Annotated in this window: 24 protein-coding genes and 1 tRNA gene; 18 read left to right on the plus strand and 7 right to left on the minus strand. The window is 60.3% G+C overall.

The genetic code is table 11. The features are described 5' to 3' along the window. Window position 1 precedes the first annotated feature (1 nt). The 7 genes from VC35_RS13470 to VC35_RS13500 all read left to right on the plus strand — a co-directional run bounded on the left by VC35_RS13470 (window position 2) and on the right by VC35_RS13500 (window position 7506). Window positions 2–430, plus strand: a complete 429-nt coding sequence (locus VC35_RS13470; protein WP_046040691.1) for a MarR family winged helix-turn-helix transcriptional regulator — start codon at window positions 2–4, stop codon at window positions 428–430. Then, window positions 427–2499, plus strand: coding sequence for an FUSC family protein (locus VC35_RS13475; RefSeq protein WP_046040692.1), 2073 nt, complete (start codon window positions 427–429; stop codon window positions 2497–2499). Before VC35_RS13470 ends, VC35_RS13475 begins: the two co-directional genes overlap by 4 nt. Continuing rightward, window positions 2496–2705: a DUF1656 domain-containing protein gene (locus VC35_RS13480; protein ID WP_046040693.1), complete on the plus strand. Its 210-nt coding sequence runs from the start codon at window positions 2496–2498 to the stop codon at window positions 2703–2705. Before VC35_RS13475 ends, VC35_RS13480 begins: the two co-directional genes overlap by 4 nt. Further along, on the plus strand, window positions 2702–3589 hold the full coding sequence (locus VC35_RS13485) for an efflux RND transporter periplasmic adaptor subunit (protein WP_046040694.1): 888 nt from the start codon (window positions 2702–2704) through the stop codon (window positions 3587–3589). Before VC35_RS13480 ends, VC35_RS13485 begins: the two co-directional genes overlap by 4 nt. Continuing rightward, window positions 3586–5034, plus strand: a complete 1449-nt coding sequence (locus VC35_RS13490) for an efflux transporter outer membrane subunit (protein ID WP_046040696.1) — start codon at window positions 3586–3588, stop codon at window positions 5032–5034. Before VC35_RS13485 ends, VC35_RS13490 begins: the two co-directional genes overlap by 4 nt. 92 nt (window positions 5035–5126) lie before the next feature. Continuing rightward, window positions 5127–5762, plus strand: a complete 636-nt coding sequence (locus VC35_RS13495; protein ID WP_046040698.1) for a hypothetical protein — start codon at window positions 5127–5129, stop codon at window positions 5760–5762. A 238-nt stretch (window positions 5763–6000) separates the two neighbouring features. Next, entirely contained in the window at window positions 6001–7506 is a 1506-nt protein-coding gene (locus VC35_RS13500) for a YdgA family protein (RefSeq protein ID WP_046040699.1), read from the plus strand. Between the two features lie 72 nt (window positions 7507–7578). On the opposite strand, the gene VC35_RS13505 is transcribed toward VC35_RS13500, so the two are convergent. Beyond that, window positions 7579–9108 carry an FAD-dependent oxidoreductase gene (locus tag VC35_RS13505; protein ID WP_046040701.1) on the minus strand — a complete coding sequence of 510 codons (1530 nt, stop codon included), beginning with the start codon at window positions 9106–9108 and terminating at the stop codon, window positions 7579–7581. A gap of 140 nt (window positions 9109–9248) precedes the next feature. Here VC35_RS13505 and VC35_RS13510 point away from each other — a divergent pair, with 140 nt between their 5' ends. Both VC35_RS13510 and VC35_RS13515 read left to right on the plus strand, forming a co-directional pair. Next, window positions 9249–9809: a YbhB/YbcL family Raf kinase inhibitor-like protein gene (locus VC35_RS13510; protein WP_046040703.1), complete on the plus strand. Its 561-nt coding sequence runs from the start codon at window positions 9249–9251 to the stop codon at window positions 9807–9809. 56 nt (window positions 9810–9865) lie between these two features. Next, on the plus strand, window positions 9866–10135 hold the full coding sequence (locus VC35_RS13515; protein WP_223465407.1) for a hypothetical protein: 270 nt from the start codon (window positions 9866–9868) through the stop codon (window positions 10133–10135). Between the two features lie 77 nt (window positions 10136–10212). Here the strand turns inward: VC35_RS13515 and VC35_RS13520 are convergent, their stop codons facing one another. The 3 genes from VC35_RS13520 to VC35_RS13530 form a co-directional block, all read right to left on the minus strand. After that, window positions 10213–10542, minus strand: coding sequence for a hypothetical protein (locus tag VC35_RS13520; protein WP_046040707.1), 330 nt, complete (start codon window positions 10540–10542; stop codon window positions 10213–10215). Window positions 10543–10603: 61 nt separating this feature from the next. Then, window positions 10604–11134, minus strand: a complete 531-nt coding sequence (locus VC35_RS13525; RefSeq protein ID WP_046040708.1) for a DUF5384 family protein — start codon at window positions 11132–11134, stop codon at window positions 10604–10606. A 10-nt stretch (window positions 11135–11144) separates the two neighbouring features. Next, a complete protein-coding gene (locus VC35_RS13530; protein ID WP_046040710.1) occupies window positions 11145–11654 on the minus strand; it encodes a hypothetical protein in 510 nt (169 codons plus the stop codon). A gap of 212 nt (window positions 11655–11866) precedes the next feature. On the opposite strand from VC35_RS13530, the gene VC35_RS29515 reads away from it, so the two are divergent. After that, the gene (locus VC35_RS29515) at window positions 11867–12016 is read left to right on the plus strand and encodes a hypothetical protein (protein ID WP_185754783.1); all 150 of its coding nucleotides are present in this window, start codon (window positions 11867–11869) and stop codon (window positions 12014–12016) included. Between the two features lie 84 nt (window positions 12017–12100). On the opposite strand, the gene VC35_RS13535 is transcribed toward VC35_RS29515, so the two are convergent. Further along, window positions 12101–12177, minus strand: a tRNA-Arg gene (locus VC35_RS13535). 349 nt (window positions 12178–12526) lie between these two features. Between VC35_RS13535 and gabD the strand changes: the two genes are divergently transcribed. The 3 genes from gabD (at window position 12527) to VC35_RS13555 (ending at window position 16781) form a co-directional block, all read left to right on the plus strand. Next, window positions 12527–13969, plus strand: a complete 1443-nt coding sequence (gene gabD / locus VC35_RS13545) for an NADP-dependent succinate-semialdehyde dehydrogenase (protein ID WP_046040713.1) — start codon at window positions 12527–12529, stop codon at window positions 13967–13969. A 184-nt stretch (window positions 13970–14153) separates the two neighbouring features. Continuing rightward, window positions 14154–15431, plus strand: coding sequence for a 4-aminobutyrate--2-oxoglutarate transaminase (gene gabT, locus VC35_RS13550; RefSeq protein WP_046040716.1), 1278 nt, complete (start codon window positions 14154–14156; stop codon window positions 15429–15431). 135 nt (window positions 15432–15566) lie between these two features. After that, a complete protein-coding gene (locus tag VC35_RS13555; RefSeq protein WP_046040718.1) occupies window positions 15567–16781 on the plus strand; it encodes a response regulator in 1215 nt (404 codons plus the stop codon). 29 nt (window positions 16782–16810) lie between these two features. Here the strand turns inward: VC35_RS13555 and VC35_RS13560 are convergent, their stop codons facing one another. After that, entirely contained in the window at window positions 16811–17800 is a 990-nt protein-coding gene (locus VC35_RS13560) for a GGDEF domain-containing protein (protein ID WP_046040720.1), read from the minus strand. 214 nt (window positions 17801–18014) lie between these two features. Then, window positions 18015–19199: a delta-9 fatty acid desaturase DesA gene (desA, locus tag VC35_RS13565; RefSeq protein ID WP_046040722.1), complete on the minus strand. Its 1185-nt coding sequence runs from the start codon at window positions 19197–19199 to the stop codon at window positions 18015–18017. A gap of 146 nt (window positions 19200–19345) precedes the next feature. On the opposite strand from desA, the gene dibA reads away from it, so the two are divergent. The 5 genes from dibA (at window position 19346) to cysW (ending at window position 24522) form a co-directional block, all read left to right on the plus strand. Next, a complete protein-coding gene (dibA, locus tag VC35_RS13570) occupies window positions 19346–21265 on the plus strand; it encodes a phosphodiesterase DibA (RefSeq protein ID WP_046040724.1) in 1920 nt (639 codons plus the stop codon). A 222-nt stretch (window positions 21266–21487) separates the two neighbouring features. Further along, the gene (oscA, locus tag VC35_RS13575; protein WP_007975618.1) at window positions 21488–21670 is read left to right on the plus strand and encodes a sulfur starvation response protein OscA; all 183 of its coding nucleotides are present in this window, start codon (window positions 21488–21490) and stop codon (window positions 21668–21670) included. A gap of 68 nt (window positions 21671–21738) precedes the next feature. After that, window positions 21739–22752: a sulfate ABC transporter substrate-binding protein gene (locus tag VC35_RS13580; RefSeq protein WP_046040726.1), complete on the plus strand. Its 1014-nt coding sequence runs from the start codon at window positions 21739–21741 to the stop codon at window positions 22750–22752. Between the two features lie 69 nt (window positions 22753–22821). Beyond that, complete coding sequence (gene cysT / locus VC35_RS13585; protein ID WP_007972956.1) at window positions 22822–23640, plus strand: sulfate ABC transporter permease subunit CysT; 819 nt, start codon at window positions 22822–22824, stop codon at window positions 23638–23640. Between the two features lie 12 nt (window positions 23641–23652). Next, window positions 23653–24522, plus strand: coding sequence for a sulfate ABC transporter permease subunit CysW (cysW, locus tag VC35_RS13590; RefSeq protein WP_007972954.1), 870 nt, complete (start codon window positions 23653–23655; stop codon window positions 24520–24522). Window positions 24523–24525: the final 3 nt, after the last annotated feature.

Genomic DNA, 24525 nt, shown 5'->3' on the forward strand with positions numbered 1-24525 from the left:
GATGAACATCAGCAGCGCCATGGTGGTGGCCGCCAGGCATTGGCGCAAAATCTGCCAGACCACGCTGGCCAACTATGGAATCTCCGAAGCCTGCGCCGTTCCGCTGTTGATGATCGGGCGTCTGGGCGAGGGTGTGCGCCAGGTGACGGTGGCCCAGGCAGCAGGGATGGAGAGTCCGTCGCTGGTGCGCCTGCTCGATCAGTTGTGCCATGGCGGCTACGTCTGCCGCACCGAAGATGCACAGGACCGCCGCGCCAAATGCCTGAGCCTGACCGAAACCGGTCGGGAGCTGGTGCAGGCGGTCGAAGTGGAGCTGGTGCGCTTGCGCCACGAAGTCCTGGAAGGCATTGACCAGAGTGATCTGGAGGCTACGCTGCGGGTACTGAGAGCATTTGAAGCGGCCACGCCGCCATCGGTGGCCAACTCTTGAACGGATTTTTCTCGGGCATGCCCCCGGCGCGGGACTGGTTCTACGGAGTCCGCACTTTCGCCGCATCAATGATCGCGCTGTACATCGCCCTGCTCATGCAAATGCCGCGTCCGTACTGGGCGATGGCCACGGTGTACATCGTTTCCAGTCCGTTTCTCGGCCCCACCAGTTCCAAGGCGCTGTACCGGGCGGTCGGCACCTTTATCGGCGCTGCGGCGGCGGTTTTGTTCGTGCCGATGTTCGTGCAGAGCCCTTACGTGCTGGTGGTGGTGATCGCGCTGTGGACCGGGACTCTGCTGTTTCTGTCCCTGCATTTGCGCACGGCCAACAACTACGCCTTGATGCTCGCCGGTTACACCTTGCCGTTGATCGCCCTGCCAGTGGTGAACAACCCGCTCGGCGTATGGGACGTGGCCGAAGCGCGGACCGAGGAAATCTTTCTGGGCATCGCCGTGGCGGCGGTGGTCGGTGCGATGTTCTGGCCCCGGCGCCTGGCGCCGGTGTTCAATGATTCGGTGAGCAAATGGTTTACCGATGCATCGACCTACAGCCTGCGTTTCCTTAGCCGCAACGTGCAGCCTGAAGAAGTCAGTGCGTTGCGCGCGTCGATGGTCGCCACGTTCAACTCCCTGGAGCTGATGATCGGTCAGTTGCCCCACGAAGGCTCGCGTCCGCAGACAGTGCGTAACACCAAGGAATTGCGCGGACGGATGATTCACCTGCTGCCAGTGATCGATGCCCTCGACGACGCGCTTTACGCCCTGGAACGGCGCACCCCGGAGCTTGTGGACAAGTTCGCACCCTTGCTGGCCGCCACCACCGAATGGCTCGAGCACAAGGATGCCGATCTCGACCGCTGGCAAGCCTTGAAGGATCAACTTGAGGCCCTGCAACCGGCTCCCGAAGCGCTGGATGACCGCAAGCAACTGCTGTTCTCCAACGCCATTTACCGACTCGGCGAGTGGATCGATTTGTGGCAGGACTGCCGCAGCCTGCAATACGCCATCCAGTGCGAAAGCCAGGACAGCTGGCGCGCGGTGTATCGGCACTGGCGGCTGGGACGGCTATCCCCGTTCCTGGATCGCGGCCTGATGTTTTATTCCGCGGCGTCCACCGTCACCGCGATTATCGTCGCTTCGGTGCTGTGGATTCTGCTCGGCTGGACCGATGGCGGCAGCGCCGTGATCCTGGCGGCGGTGGCGTGCAGTTTCTTTGCCTCGATGGACGACCCGGCGCCGCAGATTTACCGGTTCTTTTTCTGGACTGCGATGTCGGTGGTGTTCGCCAGCCTTTATCTGTTTCTGGTGCTGCCCAACCTGCATGACTTTCCGATGCTGGTGCTGGCGTTTGCCGTGCCGTTCATTTGCATCGGCACCCTGACGGTCAAGCCGCAGTTTTACCTGGGCATGCTGCTGACTCTGGTCAACACCTCGTCCTTCATCAGCATTCAGGGCGCTTACGACGCGGACTTCCTCAGTTTCGCCAACTCCAACCTGGCCGGCCCCATGGGTTTGCTGTTCGCGTTCATCTGGACCCTGATTGCCCGGCCGTTCGGTGCCGAACTGGCGGCCAAGCGCCTGACCCGTTTCAGCTGGCGTGACATCGTCAGCCTCTCCGAGCCGGCCACGTTGTCTGAGCATCGGCTTCTGGGCATACGGATGCTCGATCGGTTGATGCAGCATCTGCCGCGCCTGGCCATGACCGGCCAGGACTCCGGCGTGGCGCTGCGGGAAGTGCGGGTGGCGCTGAATCTGTTGGACCTGCTCGCTTATACGCCGCGGGTCCTTGGTGTGCCGCAGGTGCTGCTGCGTCAGGTGGTGGCCGAGGTGGGCGAGTACTTCAAGGCCTGTCTCAAGGCCGGTGAACGCCTGCAGGCACCGAGCCCGTTGCTGATGACCCTCGACCGCACACGTCGCGCCCTCAGCGGTGCCGGTGATGACGAAACCCGTCGGCATCTGCTGCACGCCCTGAGCGGCCTGCGCCTGGCACTGTTGCCCGGCGTCGAATTCGTCGGCTCCGCCGAGCCCGAAGAGCCGCTTCCCCATGGCATTGATGGAGCGCCTTTATGATCGGTGACCTGGATATGAGCGGGGTGTTCCTGCCCACGCTGCTGGTGCTGATGGGCATTACGTATGTGTTGTACCTGTTGGTGCACGGGGTGCTGACGCGCCTGCACTTTTACCGTCTGGTCTGGCACCGGGCATTGTTCAACGTGGCCCTCTACGCCTTGCTGCTTGGCGCCGTGGACTCACTCAGTCGATACCTGATGACATGAAAAAACCGTTTCTAACCCTGGGTCGCGTGGTGTTGACCCTGCTGATCGTGAGCTTCGCCGTTGTCGTGGTCTGGCGCATGGTGATGTATTACATGTTCGCGCCCTGGACCCGCGACGGGCACATCCGTGCCGACATCGTGCAAATCGCGCCGGATGTCTCCGGGCTGATTCAGGAAGTGGAGGTGCGCGACAACCAGTTGGTCAAGCGTGGCCAGGTGCTGTTCAGCATCGATCCTGACCGCTTCAAACTGGCCCTGCGCCAGGCGAAAGCGGCAGTCGCCGACCGCGAAGAAACCCTGGCCCAGGCCCAGCGCGAGGCCAAGCGGAACAAGGGGCTTGGCAACCTGGTGCCGGGTGAGCAACTGGAAGAAAGCCAGTCGAAAGTGGCCCGCGCCCAAGTGGCCTTGATGGAAGCCCAGGTGGCGGTGGACAGCGCGCAGCTCAACCTCGACCGCTCGGTGATCCGCAGCCCGGTGGACGGCTACGTCAACGATCGCGCGCCACGGGCCCAGGAGTTCGTCAGCGCCGGGCGTCCGGTGTTGTCGGTGGTCGACAGCAACTCGTTCCATATCGATGGCTATTTCGAAGAAACCAAACTGAACGGCATCCATATCGGGCAAAGCGTCGACATCCGGGTGATCGGCGACAATGCGCGCCTGCGTGGGCATGTGGAGAGCATCGTCGCCGGCATCGAAGACCGCGACCGCACCAGCGGCAACAACCTGCTGCCCAACGTCAATCCGGCGTTCAGCTGGGTGCGGTTGGCCCAGCGGATTCCGGTGCGGATCGCCTTCGACGACGTGCCGGAAGATTTCCGCATGATCGCCGGGCGCACCGCCACGGTATCGATCATCGACGATCAGAAACGGGAGCCGGCGCAATGAGCAAGGCCTCGGGTTTGGCGGTCGCCGGATTAGGCTTGCTGCTGTCGGCGTGTCAGATGGTTGGGCCGGATTATCATTTGCCTGAAGAGGCGGCTGTCCATCGTCCAGACTTGCAGGGCGATCTGGCGGTCGACGGTAAAACGGTGGTTTCCGCGCCGGTGCCGGCCGATTGGTGGCGCCTGTACAAGGATCCGCGACTCGACCAATTGGTGCAGCAGGCCATGGCCTCCAACACCGATTTGCGCGTGGCGGCGGCCAGCCTGTCGCGATCCCGCGCTCAGGTCGATGAGGCCGAAGCGGCAGGTGGCTGGAGCGGCGGCGTGAAAATGGGCGCCCAGCGTTTGCAGGAGTCCGGCCAGGCCTTCCTGATACCGGAAAAAGTGCCGGTGGCCAACATCGGCGATATCGGCATCAGTGCGTCGTACCAGTTCGACCTGTTCGGCACCTTGCAACGCGGTATCGAAGCGGCCAAGGCCAATGCCGATGCGACGCAGGCCGCCGCCGATACTGCACGCATCACCGTGGTGGCCGACGTGGTTCGCGCCTACACACAAGTGTGTGCAGCCAATGAAGAGCGGGAAATCGCCCAGCACTCCCTCGACCTGCAAGCCCAGAGCACCACGCTGATCCAGCGCCTGCGCGATGCCGGGCGAGGCGACGAAACCCAGGTCACCCGTTCGCAGACCCAATTCAAATCCCTGCGCGCCGACATGCCGCGCTATGAAGCCGCACGTCAGGCCGGGCTGTATCGTTTGTCGATGTTGCTGGCCAAGCCGGTGGACCAGTTGCCGGCTGGCACCGCCACCTGTGACGAGCTGCCAAAAATCGCGCAATTGATCCCGGTGGGCGATGGTGCCGCGTTGCTCAAGCGTCGTCCCGATGTACGGCAGGCCGAGCGTCGGCTGGCGGCCTCGACGGCCGGAATTGGTGTCGCCACGGGCGAGCTGTACCCGAACATCAGCATCGGCGCGACCATCGGTACCGTCGGTATCCTGGACGATCTCGGCGACCCGTCTACCAACCGCTGGGGCTTCGGTCCGTCGCTGACCTGGAACGTGCCGACCAACGGCGCCCGGGCGCGCATCCGCGAAGCCGAAGCGGTTACCCAGGCGACCCTGGCGCATTTCGACGGGGTGGTGCTCAACGCCATTCGCGAAACCCAGACCGGCCTGGCCCAGTACACGGCATTGCTGCAGCGCCGCGACGCACTGGCCGATGCCGAGCAATCGGCAAAACTGGCGGCCGACCAGACCCACCGCTTCTTCCAGGCCGGTCGCGCCTCGTTCCTGGCGGACCTGCAAGCCACCCGCGCCTACATCGACGTCACGGCGCAACTGGCGGCCGCGAACACCCAGGTTGCCGCCAGTCAGATCGATTTGTTCCTCGCCTTGGGCGGCGGTTGGGAAAGCGGACGAACGCAAGCGTCGAACTCCGGCAAACCCTGAGGCCGTTGCTATGCTTTGAAGAGTTGGAGGGCGCCCCGTGCAAAGCGCTCTTTCTTCGCACAAGGCTCGCGCAGTTCAGGGGGAAACCAATAATGAAAAACCCTTATGCTCTCGGCTTCTGGTGCGCCATCGTGGCGTTGGTGCTGCTGTCGGCCACCTATTTCTACGGCATCATGCTGGCCCACCAGATCGACAAGGCTCTGGCGTTCCTCGACAGTGCCGCCGCGCTGATTGCCGTGATGTCCATTGCGGTGGTGGCCTGGGCCTCGGTCCAGAACCAACGCATCAAGAAAAGACAACTCGAACAAGGCAAGACCCTGGTCCTGATCTGGGACACCAAGGTGGCGCTGCGTCGTGTCGAAACGGTGTTCGACCGTTATTTCTGGGGCAGTTACTGGCAACCGGGGCGCACCTTTCAGGAAGTCATGGGCGAATTGACCGGCACTCCGCTGGAAAAAAGCCTCGAGAGCCTGAAAAAACAGTGTCTGGCGCTGGATCGGCAGGTGGCTGACGACGGTCGGCACTGGCTCAGCAATGCCCGGGAACTGGCGGATGTCGCCACGGCCATGGCCCGCGAACGCTATCAACTGGACGTCTGCGACCCGCGTTCGGAAGTGACGGGCGGGGCGGTGATCAACCGCGACTTCGAAGTGCTGGTGTACACCTGGACTGCGCGGCTCAAAAGTTTTGATCATCAGTTGGATGAGATCGAGGTCCAATACTCTTGAGTTGATATTGGCTGTTCGATCGCCATCGCGAGCCTGCTCGCGATGGCGAATGCATTGACTGCGAATATCTCCAACCGTGTCACCACCCCCAAAGACACTCTTTCACCTTTAAACATTGAGCCGTTCGTCGCGCCCGGTGCTAATCTGCAATTCACTTTCAGCGCAGTCGAGCCGCAACCCGTCATGGGTTCAGGGAAGACGACCTCACTTTCAACAACGGACATTGAACGGGTCATACATGAATAAATCAGCAGGCGTGCTACTGGGAATTGTTGTCGCAATCGGTGCCATCAGCGCAGGCGGAGCCTGGTTCACCGGCACCAAAATCGAAGGTGTGCTGAACACCTCGATCGCTGATGCCAACAAGGAATTGCAGGCGGCGATGGTCGGCTCCAACGGCACCGCGTCGCTGGAACTGGTGTCGCTGGAGCGTCATGTGTTCAGCAGCACCGCGCACTATCGCCTCAAGGGCGAAGGCGAAATGTTCGGCGAAGCGCCGGTCGAGTTGCTGTTTGTCGATCACATCGAACACGGCCCGTTGCCGTTCTCGCGCCTGATGTCGCTCAAATGGCTGCCGGTCCTGGCGACCAGTCACTACGAGCTGGAAAAGACCCCGCTCACCGAGAAGTGGTTTGCCGCTGCCAAGGACAAGTCCCCGCTGACCGGCGTGGTCAATATCGGCTACGACAACGCTACCAATGGCACCTTCGAGTTGCAGCCGTTGGAAATGGCCCTGGATGACAAGTCGAGCATGAAGTTCTCCGGCCTGAGCATGGACATCGACGCCAGCGCCAAGGCGCAGAAGGTCAAGGCCAACGGCTACATGGACAGCCTGAAGGTGACCACCGTGTCCGAAGACCAGGCGCCGGTGCAGGTTGAGTTGAACGGCCTGACCCTGGCCAGCAACCTGACAAAAAGTACTTACGGTTTCTACACTGGCGAGAACGTCGTTGAATTGGCCAGCGGCAAATCGACTTTCGGCGTCAAGCAGTCGGTGCTGGACTTCAAGAAGTTCGAAATGAAGAACCTGACTGAAGAAAAGGGCAGCAACGCCTCCGGACGTGCCGACTACAAGGTCGGTGACGTGTCTTTCAACGGCAAGACCATCGGTTCCGGTGCGCTGGCCATGAGCCTGAAGAACCTCGACATTCCGGCGACCTTGTCATTGATGCAGGTTTACCAGACCAAACTGCAGCCGTATGAAAGGGCGGCGGCCGAAGCAACGGCGGCCGGCCTGCCGGCACCAGAGCTGAAACTGACCGAAGCCGAAGAGGCGCTGCTCAAGTCCAGCCTGGAAAAACTGCTGGCGGCCGGACCACAAGTGGCCCTGGAAAACCTGTCGTTCAACACCGCCAACGGTGAGAGCCGCGCCAACATGGTGCTCGACCTGACCAAGCCACAAGCCATCGATCTGCCAACCGATCAGTTGGTCAGGCAGTTGATCGCGCTGCTGGACTTCAAGCTGCAAGTGTCCAAAGCCATGTTGGTCGATGTGCTCACCGTGCAGTCGCAAATCGACGGTCAGACCGACGCCAAGCTGATTGCCGACCAGGCCACCGCCACCGCGGACATGTTCAGCAGCATGGCGGTCGGTAGCCAACTGGCAAAACTGGACGGCAACAACATCGTCACCAACTTGCGTTACGCCAACAATCAGGTGGACTTCAACGGCCAGAAAATGACCGTCGAAGAGTTTGCCAGTTTTGTGATGAGCAAGTTCGCAGATGCCAGTGCCACTGAATAACGGCGGCTGTTAACCCTGCAACGCCCGGCCTCTGCATCGCGCAGGCGCCGGGCGTTTTGCTGTCCGGCATGTCTAGGGGACGTCACGGATCAGGCGCCATGCCTCTTCCCAGGGCAAGGATTGTTTCATCCGCTCGGCGAGCATCGCCATGGCCCGGTCCATCTCGCAGGCTACCGCCGCCGACACCACGCCGTTTTTTCCGAACAGGCCTATGAACGGCGGATCGTAAGGGTCGCCCTTGAACTCGACTTCGTCCCAGGCCTCGGCGTGCCCGAGGTAGTCGTAGGTTTTACCGAAATGCCAGGTCCAGAAATACGGCACGTCGAGGTAATGCTCGTCACCGCCCAGCATATTGGCCGCGGCGATCCGCGCCTGCTGTTGGGCCAGTCGCCAGTGTTCGATGCGCAGGTATTGGTTGTTCAGCGGGAACGTGGCGATATCGCCAGCCGCCCAGAGGCCGTCGGCCACGCGCATTGCGCCATCGACACGCAGCGAGTGGTCCTGCTCTATCGGCAACCCGGTAAAGGCCGCTGTGGCTGGCGTGACGCCAATGCCGACCAGCACCAGATCGGCCGCCAGGTGTTGGCCGTTGTCCAGGCGCACGGCCTCGACCTTGTCCGTCCCTTCGATCTGTACCGCATTGCCCTGGGTATGAAACTCGACGCCATTGGCTTCATGTCGCGCGCGAATGGCTTTGCCGACCGTGTCACCGAACTGTTTGGCAAACGGCACCTCGTGGCGGGCCAGCACGGTCACGTGCAGGCCAAGCTGGCGCAGGGACGAGGCGGACTCCATGGCAATGAAACTGTCACCGATGATCACCACCCGCTGGCCGGCGCTGGCGCTGTCGAGAATCTGCTGCGCATGGGCTTTGGAGCGTAGGACGAACACTTGCGGCAGGTTGGCGCCGGGCAGCGTCAGTGTGTTAGGCACGCCGCCGGTGGCCAGCAGTGCGGCGTCGTAGGTCAATGATTGGCCGTCAGTCAGCCGCAGCGTGTGGTTTGGCGTATCCAGGCTTGCAACTTCGCCTCGCAGGCGCTCGATCCGCTGCTCGCGGTAAAAGTCCTCGTCGCGTAGCGGCGGGACTTCGTCCAGAGGCATCTCCCCGGCGATCACGTACTTGCTCAGCGCGGTGCGGTCGTATCCGGCATCGGCTTCGCGGTCGATCAACAGCAATCGGCCGCCGAAACCTTTCTCGCGCAAACACGCTGCCGCCGCCGTGCCTGCCGCGCCAGCGCCGACAATGATGAAGGTTCGTGAATCGTCGGCCGGTGGCGGGTGGGCACCCGGCATCGGCTGGTCGCCGACCCAGATGTCGCCGTCACGGACTTCGAGGGGATAGCGCTTGAGGCTGTCCAGGGCTGGCGGCTCACACAGCCCGCCATCCTCGATCCGAAACTGCGCCTTGTGCCACGGACAGGTCAGGCGCCCAAGACATATCGCCCCGTCCGCCAGCGGGGCTCCGGCATGCGGGCATTCGGCCTGATAAGCGCGCAGTTGATCGCCGGTCCGCAACAGCAGAATTTTGCTGTCCCGGACCTGCACTTCCAGACCCCGGTCTTCGGGCACATTGGCGACACGCGCAACGCGATGCAGAGTCATGATCGCTCTCCAGACAGACGTTTCACTTATGAGTCTGGTACTTATCGCGAGGTTCAGCCAATTCCCCCCTGCCACGACGTGAACGGTCCGGCTATAGTTTGCACGCCGACGACGGCCCAACACGCACAAGGTGCTCCGGTATGCCCCGATTGACCTCAATGAACCCTTGGCTCGCGGCCTTGGCAGTCGCCCTTTGCGTGCAGTTTCCGGCGCAGGCCCAGGAACGTTTCACCCTGAACATTCCCGGCGTCTCCGATGACCGTCTGTTCACGTCCGCCGCCGCCAGCGACTCCGCAGGTTGTGGCGGACATAATATTTCCCCGGCATTGAACTGGAACGCCGGCCCGGCAGCCACCCAAAGCTACGCCATCGTCATGCACGACCCTGACGGCCAGAAAGGCCAGGGTGTCGATCAGTGGGTGCACTACGGCATCAAGGCTGTCACCCACCAGATCCCGGCCGGCGCCGGTAGCAAACCCGGCCTCGAAGGCGTCGGCGGTACCAACAGCAAGGCAACCACCGGCTACATCGGCCCTTGCCCGCCCGTTGGCGACAGCGCGCACCACTACATCATCCAGATCTACGCCCTGGACCTGGCCCCGGACGCCTTGCCCGCCGGCCTGACCCGCGCGCAGTTGCTGGAAAAAATCAAAGGCCACGTCCTGAGAAACAGCAGCGTGGTGCGGCGCTATCACCGCTGAAGGCTGATCGCCCCGGCGGATTAGCAGAAAACTGAAGTGCGCGGCATTCCGGGGATTTGGCATCCACCCCCGAAAGCGCGCACTATCAGGCTATAGCCGATGCGTTGGAGGATGCCGTGGCAAAAAAAATCGACCGCATCGCCCAAATGCTCAACTGCCCACAAAAGGGCGAGGAACTGCGGCGAGCAATTACCGAGAGTCGCAAGGATTTTCTGCTGAACCAGCCGGAAGAAGACGTGGTTGAAGACGACGACCTTGAAGAGGAGATTTTCGAGGACGACGAGGACGATGATGAGTACGACGAGTTCGACTGGACTACAGAATGAAAAAAAACCGCTTCGGCGGTTTTTTTGTGGGTCCAGGTAAAAGCCCTTATGTGCTGTGTCTGGCGTACTTGCTAGTGTCAGAGCCCATTGGGGAGAAATTTGGTTGCGCCGCTGACATCATCGATTTTCTTGATGCGAAAGGCTTTCAGGCAAGTTTCGTCGCGGGTGTTGGCGTCAGAGCAAAATTGCTTGATGAAATCGGCAAAGACCATGTCTTGGCCATTAACGGTGAGGACGCGCTTGTAATATTCACCATTGATGCCTTGGGCTTGACGACTGGTAGTCATCTCCTGATCCACCACCAGTTGTCCGTGCAGGTCGACAGCTGGAACCTGGGCTTTGGGGGCTTCTTTGGAGCAGGCGCTCAGCAGTAGTCCCGCAGCAATCAGCGTACATAAACGCAGCATATGAATTCATCTCTGATAACGGATGCCCCGGACCAGGGTCCGGGGAAGATCGATAGGAAGATTACTCGCCGAACAAGCGGCTGGAGCGGTTGACGTCAGCCTTGCCGGTATCTTCCAGCAGAGACTTGGCACCGGAGGTCACATTGCGTGCCGAGTCGGCTTCAGACTGGATCACGTCGGTGCGTGCCGCGCTATCACGCAACTCCGCATCGATGTAGTCGTTGGCACGTGCGGTGCGCGCGCGCTTGGCCTGTAGTGCCAGGCGGCGCTCTTCCAGGTCCAGTGCGCGCAATTCGTCTTCGAAGCCTTCTTCACGGGTTTGAACACGCTTATGTTCAGTTTCTTGTGTCTTGCGCTGCTCGAGGGCCCTTTGTTGCGCAGCTTGCTGTGCCACTGCCCGTTGCCGACGATCAGCAGCGCTACGAGCTTCCTCGCGTGCCCGGTCGGCTGCCGCCTGACGGAGGCGTTCGGCCTCAGCGGCGGCTTCAGCCTGTTTGGTTTGCTGTTCGATTTGATACAGATTGTCGAATTGGCCTGCCAATGTCGGCATGGTGAGCAGTGCGAGGACGGAGCCCAGAACTATATGTTTCATGTCCGACCCCTTAGCTTTTCTTGGGTTCTGGACAGGTCGCATTCGGCTGAATGCGTGTTTCGTTGGAGATCGTCATCACCATCAGGGATATTTCGCCAACCTTGAACTCACAAGGGCGACCCACCTGGGCAGAAGTGAAGATCTTGCCGCTTTCGGAATAACCAATCAGCACGCCCGGTACGAGGGTGGTGTCATTGACCATCGAGCCCGCCATGGCGCCTGCAGCGCCACCGGCTACACCGCCGACAATGGCCGTGTCAGTGTTTTTAGTGTTGCCCAGTGCGGCACCACCGATCAGACCCAGTACCCCGCCCGCCATCATGGCTGCTTTTTTGTTCTTTTCGTTGCTGACTTTTATCTTGCTCGGCGAAATCGTAAGGATTTTGACGGTTTTAGCTTCCTGCTGAGTGTTTACCTGAGTGGCGTCGAATACATCTGCTTGATACTCCTCACCACTCGTTTGGCAGCCAGCAAGAACGGCAGCAATCGAAAGCACCAGGCAGCGTTTTAACATCATCATTTCTAATATCTCTATGAGCGTAAGAAATCCCGAAAGGGACAATCCATTGTGATTTGAGGCAATGTGCCATCATTTTAATCAAACTCAAGAAGATAAGGCCAAGGAAACTTTGGAGAGGATGTGGATTAGGTGCTTTAGGCCGTTTCAAAGCCCGCAGCCTGCTGCTGATGCCGATCACTGGCATTTTCCTGATGCTCGGTAACGGCTAAGGGTTGAAAGTCTTCGACCAGCAGATGGTCGCCAGGAACGGCATGGATATCGGCGGGGTGGCCAGCCTCGGGAGGCTGCATTCGCTGCTGGCCTGGCTGTTCGTGATTTTAGTGGTCGGCCACTTCGGTGCGGCGACTATCAGCAACCGTTGAACGGGGGGGCATGAGTTTCCTAAAAACAACACCCACAAAAAAGCCCCAGACCCATAAGACCTGAGGCTTTCTCGCTACAACGTATGGTGCACCAGGCGGGATTCGAACCCACGACCCCTGCCTTCGGAGGGCAGTACTCTATCCAGCTGAGCTACTGGTGCAGCGGGCGCCATGATACGCATATGCACTGCGGGCGTCCATGCTGCTGAATCGCCTGCGTTTTTTTAAAGCTGTAACGCACGTTTGCTACGTTGATCAGAAAAAATAGGCAAAAGCGTCGTTTTCGTTCTTTTTTTCGAACAGCCTATTGTCCTTTACCCCCTTTGATCCTAGGATTCGTTTGAGATTTCAAACGCTCTTGTCTGGGTGCTGAACCGCACGATTTGAATCAGTGCGCTATTTATGTGCTTCAGCCCGGTGAATGATTTCCCTGACGGCAGCCTATCGAGGCGCCTTTCTACAATCATAATTTGCTCCGCATTCGTTGCGGTGCTGTTAAGGAAAGCCGACATGCAGCTTAAAGACACCCAGTTGTTCCGCCAGCAAGCCTTCATCGATGGCGCGTGGGTTGATGCGGACAATGGTCAGACGATCAAGGTCAACAACCCGGCAACGGGCGAAATTCTGGGCACCGTGCCGAAGATGGGCGCTGCCGAAACCCGCCGTGCGATCGAAGCTGCTGACAAAGCGCTGCCGGCCTGGCGTGCACTGACCGCCAAAGAACGTGCGACCAAGCTGCGTCGCTGGTTCGAGCTGATCATCGAGAACCAGGAAGACCTGGCTCGCCTGATGACCCTGGAGCAAGGCAAGCCATTGGCCGAAGCCAAGGGCGAAATCGTTTACGCCGCGTCCTTCATCGAATGGTTCGCCGAAGAAGCCAAGCGCATCTACGGTGACGTGATTCCGGGCCACCAGCCAGACAAGCGCCTGATCGTGATCAAGCAGCCAATCGGCGTGACCGCTGCAATCACCCCGTGGAACTTCCCGGCTGCAATGATCACCCGTAAAGCCGGCCCGGCCCTGGCCGCCGGTTGCACCATGGTGCTCAAGCCTGCTTCGCAAACCCCTTTCTCCGCCTTCGCCCTGGCCGAACTGGCCCAGCGTGCCGGCATCCCGGCTGGTGTGTTCAGCGTTGTTTCCGGCAGCGCCGGCGACATCGGCAGCGAGCTGACCAGCAACCCGATCGTGCGCAAGCTGTCCTTCACCGGTTCGACCGAAATCGGTCGTCAGCTGATGTCGGAATGCGCCAAGGACATCAAGAAAGTGTCCCTGGAACTGGGCGGCAACGCTCCGTTCATCGTGTTCGACGACGCGGACCTGGATAAGGCCGTCGAAGGCGCGATCATTTCCAAATATCGCAACAACGGTCAGACCTGCGTCTGCGCCAACCGCCTATACATTCAGGATTCGGTCTACGACGCGTTCGCCGAGAAGCTGAAAGTGGCTGTGGCCAAGCTCAAGATCGGCAACGGTCTGGAAGCAGGCACCACCACTGGCCCGCTGATCGACGAAAAAGCCGTGGCCAAGGTGCAAGAGCACATTGCTGACGCCGTTTCCAAAGGCGCCACCGTGCTGTCCGGCGGCAAGTCGATGGAAGGCAACTTCTTCGAGCCGACCATCCTGACCAACGTGCCGAACAACGCTGCCGTGGCCAAGGAAGAAACCTTCGGTCCATTGGCTCCACTGTTCCGCTTCAAAGACGAAGCCGACGTGATCGCAATGTCCAACGACACCGAGTTCGGTCTGGCCTCGTACTTCTATGCCCGCGACCTGGGTCGTGTGTTCCGTGTGGCTGAAGCCCTGGAATACGGCATGGTCGGCGTCAATACCGGGTTGATCTCCAACGAAGTCGCGCCGTTCGGCGGCATCAAGGCCTCGGGCCTGGGCCGTGAAGGTTCCAAGTACGGCATCGAAGATTACCTGGAAATCAAATACCTCTGCCTGGGCATCTAAGCCGGGAAGAGCATTGCTTCAAGCGCAAAGGGCACGAGAGCGCTGTCCCTTTGCGCCGCTTCAAACCGGAATTTTCTCGGTGGCCGGGAACGCTGTGGCAGTCGATCATCGCATGCTGCCGCCGTTGCTCCCCGTCGCTTTATCCTTGAACCACGCCGCCCGATGAGCGGTGAATGAGGAATGTATGAGCAAGACTAACGCTTCTTTGATGGCCCGCCGTACCGCTGCAGTTCCACGTGGTGTTGGCCAGATTCACCCGATCTTCGCCGATTCCGCGAAGAACGCGACCGTAACCGACGTTGAAGGTCGTGAGTTCATCGACTTCGCCGGCGGTATCGCCGTGCTGAACACCGGCCACGTGCACCCGAAAATCATCGCCGCCGTGACCGAGCAGCTGAACAAGCTGACCCACACCTGCTTCCAGGTTCTGGCCTACGAGCCGTACGTGGAAGTGTGCGAAAAAATCAACGCCAAGGTCCCAGGTGATTTCGAAAAGAAAACCCTGCTGGTAACCACCGGCTCCGAAGCCGTGGAAAACTCCATCAAGATCGCCCGTGCCGCCACTGGCCGTGCCGGCGTGATCGCCTTCACCGGCGCCTACCACGGTCGCACCATGATGACCCTGGGCCTGACCGGTAAAGTCGTGCCTTACTCGGCCGGCATGGGCCTGATGCCAGGCGGCATCTTCCGCGCGCTGTACCCGAACGAACTGCACGGTGTGAGCATCGACGACTCGATCGCTTCCATCGAACGCATCTTCAAGAACGACGCCGAGCCGAAAGACATCGCCGCGATCATCATCGAGCCGGTTCAGGGCGAAGGTGGTTTCTACGTCGCTCCGAAAGAATTCATGAAGCGTCTGCGTGCCCTGTGCGACCAGCACGGCATCCTGCTGATCGCTGACGAAGTACAGACTGGCGCTGGCCGTACCGGTACGTTCTTCGCCATGGAACAGATGGGCGTTGCTGCCGACCTGACCACCTTCGCCAAATCCATCGCTGGCGGCTTCCCGCTGGCCGGTGTGTGCGGCAAGGCCGAATACATGGACGCCATCGCTCCAGGCGGCCTGGGCGGCACCTACGCCGGTAGCCCGATCGCTTGCGCCGCGGCCCTGGCCGTGATGGAAGTGTTCGAAGAAGAGCACCTGCTGGATCGTTGCAAGGCTGTTGGCGAGCGTCTGGTAACCGGCCTGAAGGCCATCCAGGCCAAGTACCCGGTGATTGGAGAAGTCCGTGCCCTGGGCGCGATGATCGCTGTCGAGCTGTTCGAAAACGGCGACAGCCACAAGCCGAACGCCGCAGCCGTGGCGTCCGTTGTGGCCAAGGCTCGCGACAAGGGTCTGATCCTGCTGTCCTGCGGCACCTACGGCAACGTTCTGCGCGTCCTGGTACCGCTGACCTCGCCGGACGAGCAACTGGACAAAGGCCTGGCGATCATCGAAGAGTGCTTCTCCGAGCTCTGATCCCCAGTGTGACCTGATCCACAAAAAACCCGCTTCGGCGGGTTTTTTTATGCCCCTTGAAACACATCCCGTGCATTAGCGCTGTATCGAATGGCCAGCATTGGCTAAGGTTCCTGCATTGCCAGGGAGAGCTGTATGACAACTGTCATTTTACCCGCCGTTCCAAGAGTCCTGATTGCCGAGGCCGACCCCTGGTCCCGGGATCTGCTCAAGGAAGTGTTGTTGAACGTACGCTGCGATGCGCGGCTGGATTTGTGCGCCGATGGCCAGCAAGCGCTGGAACTATTGGCCGCCAACCCCTATGACCTGGTCATCGCCGACTGGGAGTTGCCGGGCGTCGATGGCCTGAATGTTCTGCGCAACGTTCGTCAGCGCAAACGCAACCCGCCGCTGCCTTTCATCCTCATGAGCAGTCGCAACGACAGTGCCAGTGTGCGCGAGGCCTTGCCGCTGGCGCCGGCCGCGTACCTGACCAAGCCACTGAATATGGAAAGCCTGACCCATCGGTTGCAGGGGTTGCTGCTGAACGCTGGCGAAGAAGTCTCGTGCGAGGTGCCGTCGCTGGCACCGGGCATGACGTTGTCGGTGTTTCTGGAGCGTCGCCGGGAGTTGGCCGACGGCGCCCCGCTGATGACCGACGTACAAGTGGCGGTCAAGCGCAGCCTCAATCCCAATGGCCTCGACCTGACGGTGCTGGAAGACGAAATCCGCACCGATCCGCAGGTCACGGCCGTGCTGATCGCCGCTGCCAACAGTGCGGCCCAGCACCACGGCGCAGCTGTGCAAACCCTGTCCCAGGCGCTGCATCGCCTGGGCACCGGGCAGAGCATGAACCTGATTCTCGGGCTGGCGCTCAAACGCAGTGCTCGACTCAGTGACCCGCAATTGGCCGACTATGCCGAGCGTTATTGGGATCTGTCACTGCACACCGCCGAATACGCGCGCACTCTGGCGCGCTTGCTCGATCTGGATCAGGAGCGCTGCTATTGCGCCGGCATGTTGCATCGTCTCGGCGATCTGGCGTTGCTGCGCTGTTTGCAGGAATGGAAGCAGGCCGGTGGCGAACTGGACGAGCTGGAGGAAGTGGGCGAAGCGCTGGTTGAATTTGGCGCGGCCTATGGTTCGGCCCTGCGCACGCGCTGGCGCCTGCCACTGGAGTTGCGGGAACTGATTGCGGCGGTCTACCAGCTCGGTGGCGGGGTTTACTCCCGCGAAGCGCTGGTGATGAACATGGCGGCGCAAATGGCCCGCCTTACCGAGCATGAGGGCATCGAGGAGCTGGCGAAGAGCCGGACGGCGCGGTTGCTCAAGATCGGCTTGCCGGAGTTGATGCGTTTGCGCAAGAAATGAGGGCGAACGCGATTCCCTGTGGTGGCCTGTCAGGCAGTGACAATCCGGTTCTTGCCCTCGCGCTTGGCCTGATACATCGCGGCATCCGCCCGGGAAAACAGGCTCTCCACGTTTTCGTCCGTGGCGGTCAGGCTGGTCAGGCCCTGGCTGACGGTGATGCCGAACGTCTGGCCTTCATGGGTGAAACGCAATCGCTGAATCTGCTGGTGCAAGCGTTCTGCCACTTGCAGGGCCATCTGCGGCGTACAGCCGGGAAACACCGCTGCGAACTCCTCACCGCCAATGCGCCCGAACAGGTCGCCACGGCGAAACGCCGCGCGGCCGCTTTCGGCGATGCGTTGCAACACGTTGTCGCCTTCCTGGTGACCGTAGGTGTCGTTGATGATTTTGAAGTCATCGATGTCCAGCATCAGGAACGACAGCGGCTCGCCCCGTTGCCGGGCGTGTGCGAACTCGCGATGGGCGCATTCGAAGAAATGCCGGCGATTGCTGCTCTGGGTCAGGGCGTCAGTGGTGGCCAGGCGATGCAGCTCGGTTTCCATCCGCTTCTTGTCGGTGATGTCTTCGGCGATGCCGACGATGATCACCGGCTGCCCCGGCTCGGCCTGGCGGTTGACATAGCATTTGTCGCTGAGCCAGCGCACCTGGCCATCGGCGGCAATGATTCGATACTCGCGATCTTCGACGGCGCCTTTGTCCAGCGCTTCGGCCAGGCTGCGTTCGGCATAGTCCAGGTCGTCAGGGTAAATGCTGTCGCGCCATTGATTGCAGTCGGCCAGCAGCAGATCAGCCGAACGGCCAAAGATCCGTTCGTAGGCGGGGCTGACGTAAAGCACCTGGCGGGTTTCCCAATCGAATGCCCACAGCACCGCGTTGACGCTCATTAGCAAGGTGTTGAACAACTGATCGCGTTCGCTCAGGCGTGCGACTTCGCCTTGGGCGTGCATCAGCGCTATCAGGGTCTGCGCGGCCTCGGGCCAATGTGACGGAGATGAGTCTTGCAGGTTCTTTTGGGCCATCGACACAAATCTCAAAGGGCATGCCGCGCGCGATCGCGGCCAACATCAAGCCCGCCGGGGATGGCGAAGTGTCTTTGAGATAGGGCTTTTCAGATGAAGTTCCCGCCTTTCGTGGCGAGGGAGCTGGCTCCCGCCGGGCGGTACTGATGGCGCGATATTACAGTCACACCACATAACCCTGTGGGAGCGAGCAAGCCCGCTCCCACAGGTTTTTTCAGACAGCGGCAGGACGCAGCGAGTAGGTCTTCAACTGATCGGCGAATTCTCGCAGGGACTGAATCCCGCTGGCTTCGGCTTCGTGTATCCAGTCCTTGATGGCCGCCAGCATGTCGTGACCATTTGAGCTGGTCTTGACCCAGATCTGCTGCAGGGCCAGGCGTTTCTCGTAAATTACCTTCAGCGCCTGACTGTGCTCGAGCATGTTCTGGATGCGCACGTGGTGTTTGTCATCCAGCAGGCTGGTCTCCCGCGAAAGCAGGCGTTTGGCCCGGTGGAACTGGTGACGTACCGAGTGATCGACCTTTTCCAGCTCTTGCTTGACCAGCGGGCCGATCACCAATTTGCGGTACTGGGCCATGATCTGGAAGCGGTTGTTGAGGATCGCCATGGCGGTGTCCATGTCCAGGTTGCCCTTGCCTTCGACGCGATGGGCAATCGGCGCAACCCGTTGAACCTTGGCCAGGCGCAGGAAGCTGAAGACTTGAATCCACGCCCAGCCCAGGTCGAATTCCCACTTCTTCACCGACAATTTTGCCGAGTTAGGGTAGGTGTGATGGTTGTTATGCAGTTCTTCGCCACCAATCAGGATGCCCCACGGCACCAGGTTGGTCGCCGCATCGCGGCATTCGAAGTTGCGATAGCCGATGGCATGGCCCAGGCCATTGACCACGCCGGCAGCCCACACCGGGATCCACATCATCTGGATGGCCCAGATGGTGATGCCGATGGTGCCGAACAGCAGCAGGTCGATAACGCCCATGATCGCGATGCCCAGCAGCGGGTAGCGGCTGTAGAGGTTGCGCTCGATCCAGTCTTCGGGGCAGTTCTTGCCGTAGATGCGCAGGGTCTCGGGGTTTTCCGCTTCGGCGCGGTACAACTCGGCGCCTTTGCGCAGCACCGTGGACAAGCCCTTGATGACCGGGCTGTGCGGATCATCGACGGTTTCGCATTTGGCGTGATGCTTGCGGTGGATGGCGGTCCACTCGCGGGTGTTCTGCGCCGTGGTCAGCCACAGCCAGAAACGGAAGAAATGCTTGAGCCCCCCATTCAGCTCCAGGGAGCGATGGGCGGAGTAACGATGCAGATAGACCGTGACGGCGATGATCGTGACGTGGGTCATCAGCAGGGTGACTGCTACCAGCGACCAGGGCGACAAGCCAAGAAAACCTTCGTACCACATAGGCTGTAGGGCCCTCGATAAAGAAAAAACAGCCGTTGCATTATCACTAAGCCCACACAGAAAACCAGTCGCCCTTTCAGATAAGAGTGGCTGGATGTGTCTTTAAACTATAATTCCAACCTATTTGTAGGGACATGGATCGCCGGATGTCTGCCACCTATCGCGATGCCTTGCGCGCAGCGCTGCTCTATCTGTTGCTTTCTGTGGTTTGGCTGCAGATCAGTGGCTATTTATTGAACAGTTTCTTCGATAGCTCTGCCGAGCGACTGCGATGGCAACTGATCAACGGTTATGTCTGGGTGTTGTTCAGCGCCGGGTTGATCTTCATTGCCCGTGCGCGGTTGCTGCGGTGTCTGGGTATCGGCGCCAAGCTGCGTGAACGCGATGCCGACCGCATGCGCTTGCGCCAGGCAGCGGCCGTGTTCGACTGCACCCGCGAAGGCGTGCTGGTCACCAATCGGGAAGGCGTGATCGTCCATGTGAACCGGGCGTTTATGGAAATCACCGGTTACGGGTGTGAGGACGTACTGGGGCAGCGGCCCAATCTGTTCAAGTCCGGGCGACATTCCCCCGAGTTCTATCAGGTGATGTTTGCCACGCTCGCCAGTGTCGGGGAGTGGAGTGGGGAAATCTGGAACCGGCGCAAAAGCGGCGAGATTTACCCGCAATGGCAAACGATCCGCCTGATCCACGACGATTTCGGCCGGCCGAGCCAATATGTGGCGGTGTTTACCGACATCAGTGCAATCAAGAACTCCGAACACGAGCTGATGCACCTGGCGCACCACGATCCGCTGACCGACCTGCCGAACCGCCTGCTGTTCACCGACCGCGCCGAACAGGCCCTGGCCTCGGCACAGGTCCACAAGCGTGGCTGCGCGCTGCTGATGATCGATCTCGATCACTTCAAGATGATCAACGACAGCCTCGGGCACACCATTGGCGACCAGTTGCTCAAAGCTGTGGCCGAGCGCCTGGGCGCCATGTTCGGCCCGGGCATCACCCTGGCCAGGCTGGGCGGAGATGAATTCGCCGTGCTCGCCGAAAGCTGTCCGCAACTGGTTCAGGCCGCTGCGTTGGCCCAGCGGATCATCGACGGCCTCAAAGCACCCTTCTCAATCGATGACCATCAATTGTTCATCAACACCAGCATCGGCATCAGTCTGTTCCCCAGCGATGCCTTGAGCGTCGAGCAACTGTTGCGTAATGCCGACTCTGCACTGTTCAAGGCCAAGAGCACGGGGCGCAATGATTATGCCCTGTACACCGAAGAGCTGACGGCCCACGCCCAGCAACGGGTCGAGATCGCCTTCGAATTGCGCCGCGCCCTGGACCGGCAAGAGCTGCGGGTCCATTACCAGCCGGTTCACGACCTCAAGACCCGTCGCCTGATTGGCGTCGAGGCACTGGTGCGTTGGCAGCACCCGCAGCGGGGCCTGGTGTCGCCGGCGGAATTCATTCCGGTCGCCGAACGAACCGGTCTGATTGCTGAAATCGATGCCTGGGTCATGGCGCAGGCATGCCGGCAGATGTGCCAGTGGCAGCAGGAGGGGGTGGTGTTGTCGTTCGTCGCGGTCAACGTTTCTTCGCGTCTGTTCGCCCGTCGTGAGCTGTACCAGCAGGTGGCGCAGGTCTTGCGCGAAACCGGGCTGGAACCGGCGTTTCTGGAGCTGGAAGTCACTGAAAGCGCGGTGATGGAAGACGCGGAAGTCGCGCTGGAACAGATGCATCGCCTGCGCGAGCTGGGTGTGCGCCTGGCCATTGACGACTTCGGCACGGGCTATTCATCTCTGCTGCGACTCAAGCGTCTGCCGGTGCAAAAGTTGAAAATCGACCAGGGCTTCGTCGCCGGGTTGCCGTGGGATGAGGACGATGCGGCGATTTCACGGGTGATCATTGCCTTGGCACAAAGCATGGGCATGCAGGTGCATGCCGAGGGGATCGAGCAGGTCGAACAGGCGGCTTTCCTCCTCGAGCAGGGGTGTGATCTGGGTCAGGGTTACTGGTTCGGGCGGCCGGTGCCGGCGCTGCAGCTGGATTGGGCTCATGCCCCGGTCATCGCCTGATTTACAAAATCCCTGTAGGAGCAAGCTCACTCCCACAGGTTTTTGGTGTGTCTGAAAGAGGGTGATTCACCTCAAGCCCTTGTCCCTTCAAGTAATCTCTTCTGGTTATATAAACATTCTTAAATAGTCTTTTTAAGAATATCAACACCTCTCTAGTATTGCTCTCAAGCCGCAAGCAGTGCCGACACTGCGAGGCAACCTCTCAGTTGAAGGAGCAGCAATATGAGCGCATCCCTGCGTAGCGTCGACGGTCAAGACGAAGCCACCATCCTGCGTGAAATCCAGAGTGCCCTGCGCGATCTGCGCTTTGGCGCCGTGGAAATCACCGTGCACAACGCCCAGGTGGTGCAGATCGAGCGCAAAGAAAAATTCCGTTTGCAGCAGCCGGGCAACAAGCCGGGCTGAGGCGAATCAGGCAACGCGATATCCCATAAGAAAAAGCCAACACACCAAGAATTCCAGGAGCTTTCACCATGTCGTCGATTCGTTATTTCGCTTTGGCCGCCCTGGCCAGCGCCCTTTTTGCCGGTTCCGCCGTTGCCAAGGACTACGAGCTGCTCAACGTGTCGTACGACCCGACCCGCGAGCTGTACCAGGATTACAACGCCGAGTTCATCAAGTTCTGGCAGAAAGATCACGCAGGCGACACCGTGAAGGTCCAGCAATCCCACGGCGGTTCGGGCAAGCAAGGCCGGGCGGTGATCGATGGCCTGCGGGCCGACGTCGTGACCCTGGCCCTGGCTGGTGATATCGACGAAATCGCCAAGCTCGGCAAATCCCTGCCGGCCGACTGGCAAAAACGCCTGCCGGAAGCGAGCACGCCTTACACCTCGACCATCGTGTTCCTGGTGCGCAAGGGCAACCCTAAAGGCATCAAGGACTGGGGCGACCTGGTCAAGAATGACGTCTCGGTGATCACGCCGAACCCGAAAACATCTGGCGGTGCGCGCTGGAACTTCCTTGCGGCTTGGGCCTATGGCCTGAAAGCCAATGGCGGCGACGAAGCCAAGGCCAAGGAATACGTACAAACCCTGTTCAAGCACGTGCCAGTGCTGGACACCGGCGCTCGCGGCTCGACCATTACCTTCGTCAACAACGGTCAGGGCGACGTATTGCTGGCCTGGGAAAACGAAGCCTTCCTGGCCCTGAAAGAAGAGGGCGGCGCCGACAAGTTCGATATCGTCGTGCCTTCGCTGTCGATTCTCGCCGAGCCACCGGTGGCGGTGGTCGACAAGAACGCCGAGAAAAAGGGCAACGAGCAGATCGCCGAGGCCTACCTCAAGCACCTGTACAGCCCGGCCGGCCAGGAAATCGCGGCGAAGAACTTCTATCGTCCACGTGACAAGGATGTGGCCGCCAAGTACGCCCAGCAGTTCCCGAAACTGGAGCTGGTGAGCATCGACAAGGACTTCGGCGGCTGGAAAACCGCACAGCCGAAATTCTTCAATGACGGGGGCGTGTTCGACCAGATCTATCAGGCGCAGTAATCTTAAATAGCCATCAACGAGCCCCGGATTCACCTCCGGGGCTCAGTGCGTTCTCAACCAAGGACTTTTATGTCGCGTCGTATCTCCCCCGTCATACCCGGCTTCGGGCTGACGCTGGGCTACACCTTGGTGTACCTCAGCCTGATTGTGCTCATACCACTGGCGGCAATGTTCGTGCATGCCGCTCAACTCACCTGGGATCAGTTCTGGGCAATCATCTCGGCGCCACGGGTGCTGGCGGCGTTGAAGCTCAGCTTCGGCACCGCCCTGTGTGCCGCGATCATCAACGGCATCATCGGCACGCTGTTGGCCTGGGTATTAGTGCGCTATACCTTCCCTGGACGAAAAGTGATCGATGCAATGATCGACTTGCCGTTCGCGTTACCCACGGCGGTGGCCGGTATTGCACTGACGGCGTTGTACACCCCTACCGGTCTGGTCGGTCAGTTTGCAGCGGATCTGGGTTTCAAGATCGCCTACACCCCTCTGGGCATCACCCTTGCCCTCACTTTTGTGACACTTCCATTCGTAGTACGTACCGTACAGCCAGTATTGGCGGATATCCCCCGTGAAGTGGAAGAAGCGGCAGCGTGCCTGGGAGCAAAACCCTTGCAGGTTTTCCGCCATATCCTGTTGCCGGCACTGCTTCCGGCATGGCTGACCGGTTTCGCTCTGGCCTTTGCCCGTGGGGTCGGCGAGTACGGTTCGGTGATTTTCATCGCCGGCAACATGCCGATGAAAACCGAGATTCTGCCGCTGCTGATCATGGTCAAGCTCGACCAATACGATTACACCGGCGCTACCTCCATTGGTGTACTGATGCTGGTGGTTTCCTTCGTCCTGTTGCTGCTGATCAACTTGTTGCAGCGGCGCATCGAAACCCCATAAGGAGGCGCACCCATGTCCCAATCGTCTATTGCTGCCGCTTCCTCTAACGCTGCCCGTCGTGGCAGTGCGACTTCGCGGCGAATCCTGATCGGCCTTGGCTGGCTGATTTTTGCGCTGTTCCTGTTGTTGCCGCTGTTCATCGTGGTGTCCCAGGGCCTGAAGCTCGGCCTCGGGGCGTTTTTCACCGCGATCTTTGAGCCGGACGCGCTGTCGGCGCTGAAGCTCACGGTCATCGCCGTGCTGATTTCGGTGCCGTTGAACCTGGTGTTCGGTGTCAGCGCCGCATGGTGCGTGAGCAAGTACTCGTTCCGCGGCAAGAGCATGCTGGTCACACTGATCGACCTGCCGTTCTCGGTGTCGCCGGTGATCGCCGGTCTGGTCTATGTGCTGATGTTCGGCGCCCAGGGCCTGTTTGGGCCGTGGTTGCAGGATCACGACATCCAGATCGTCTTCGCCCTGCCGGGCATCGTGCTGGCGACGATTTTCGTCACCGTGCCGTTCGTGGCCCGTGAACTGATCCCGCTAATGCAGGAACAAGGCACTCAGGAAGAGGAAGCTGCGCGCTTGCTCGGGGCCAACGGCTGGCAGATGTTCTGGCACGTCACTGTGCCCAACATCAAATGGGGCCTGATCTACGGCGTGGTGTTGTGTACCGCGCGGGCCATGGGGGAGTTCGGTGCGGTGTCGGTGGTTTCCGGGCACATTCGCGGGGTGACCAACACCTTGCCGTTGCACGTCGAGATCCTCTACAACGAATACAACCACGTGGCCGCGTTCGCCGTGGCGAGCCTGTTGCTGATCCTGGCGCTCTTCATCCTGCTGCTCAAGCAGTGGAGCGAAAACCGTATTAACCGCCTGCGCGCCAGCGCCGCGGAGGAATAATTC

The sequence above is a fragment of the Pseudomonas fluorescens genome (assembly GCF_000967965.1).
Lineage (GTDB): Bacteria > Pseudomonadota > Gammaproteobacteria > Pseudomonadales > Pseudomonadaceae > Aquipseudomonas > Aquipseudomonas grandcourensis.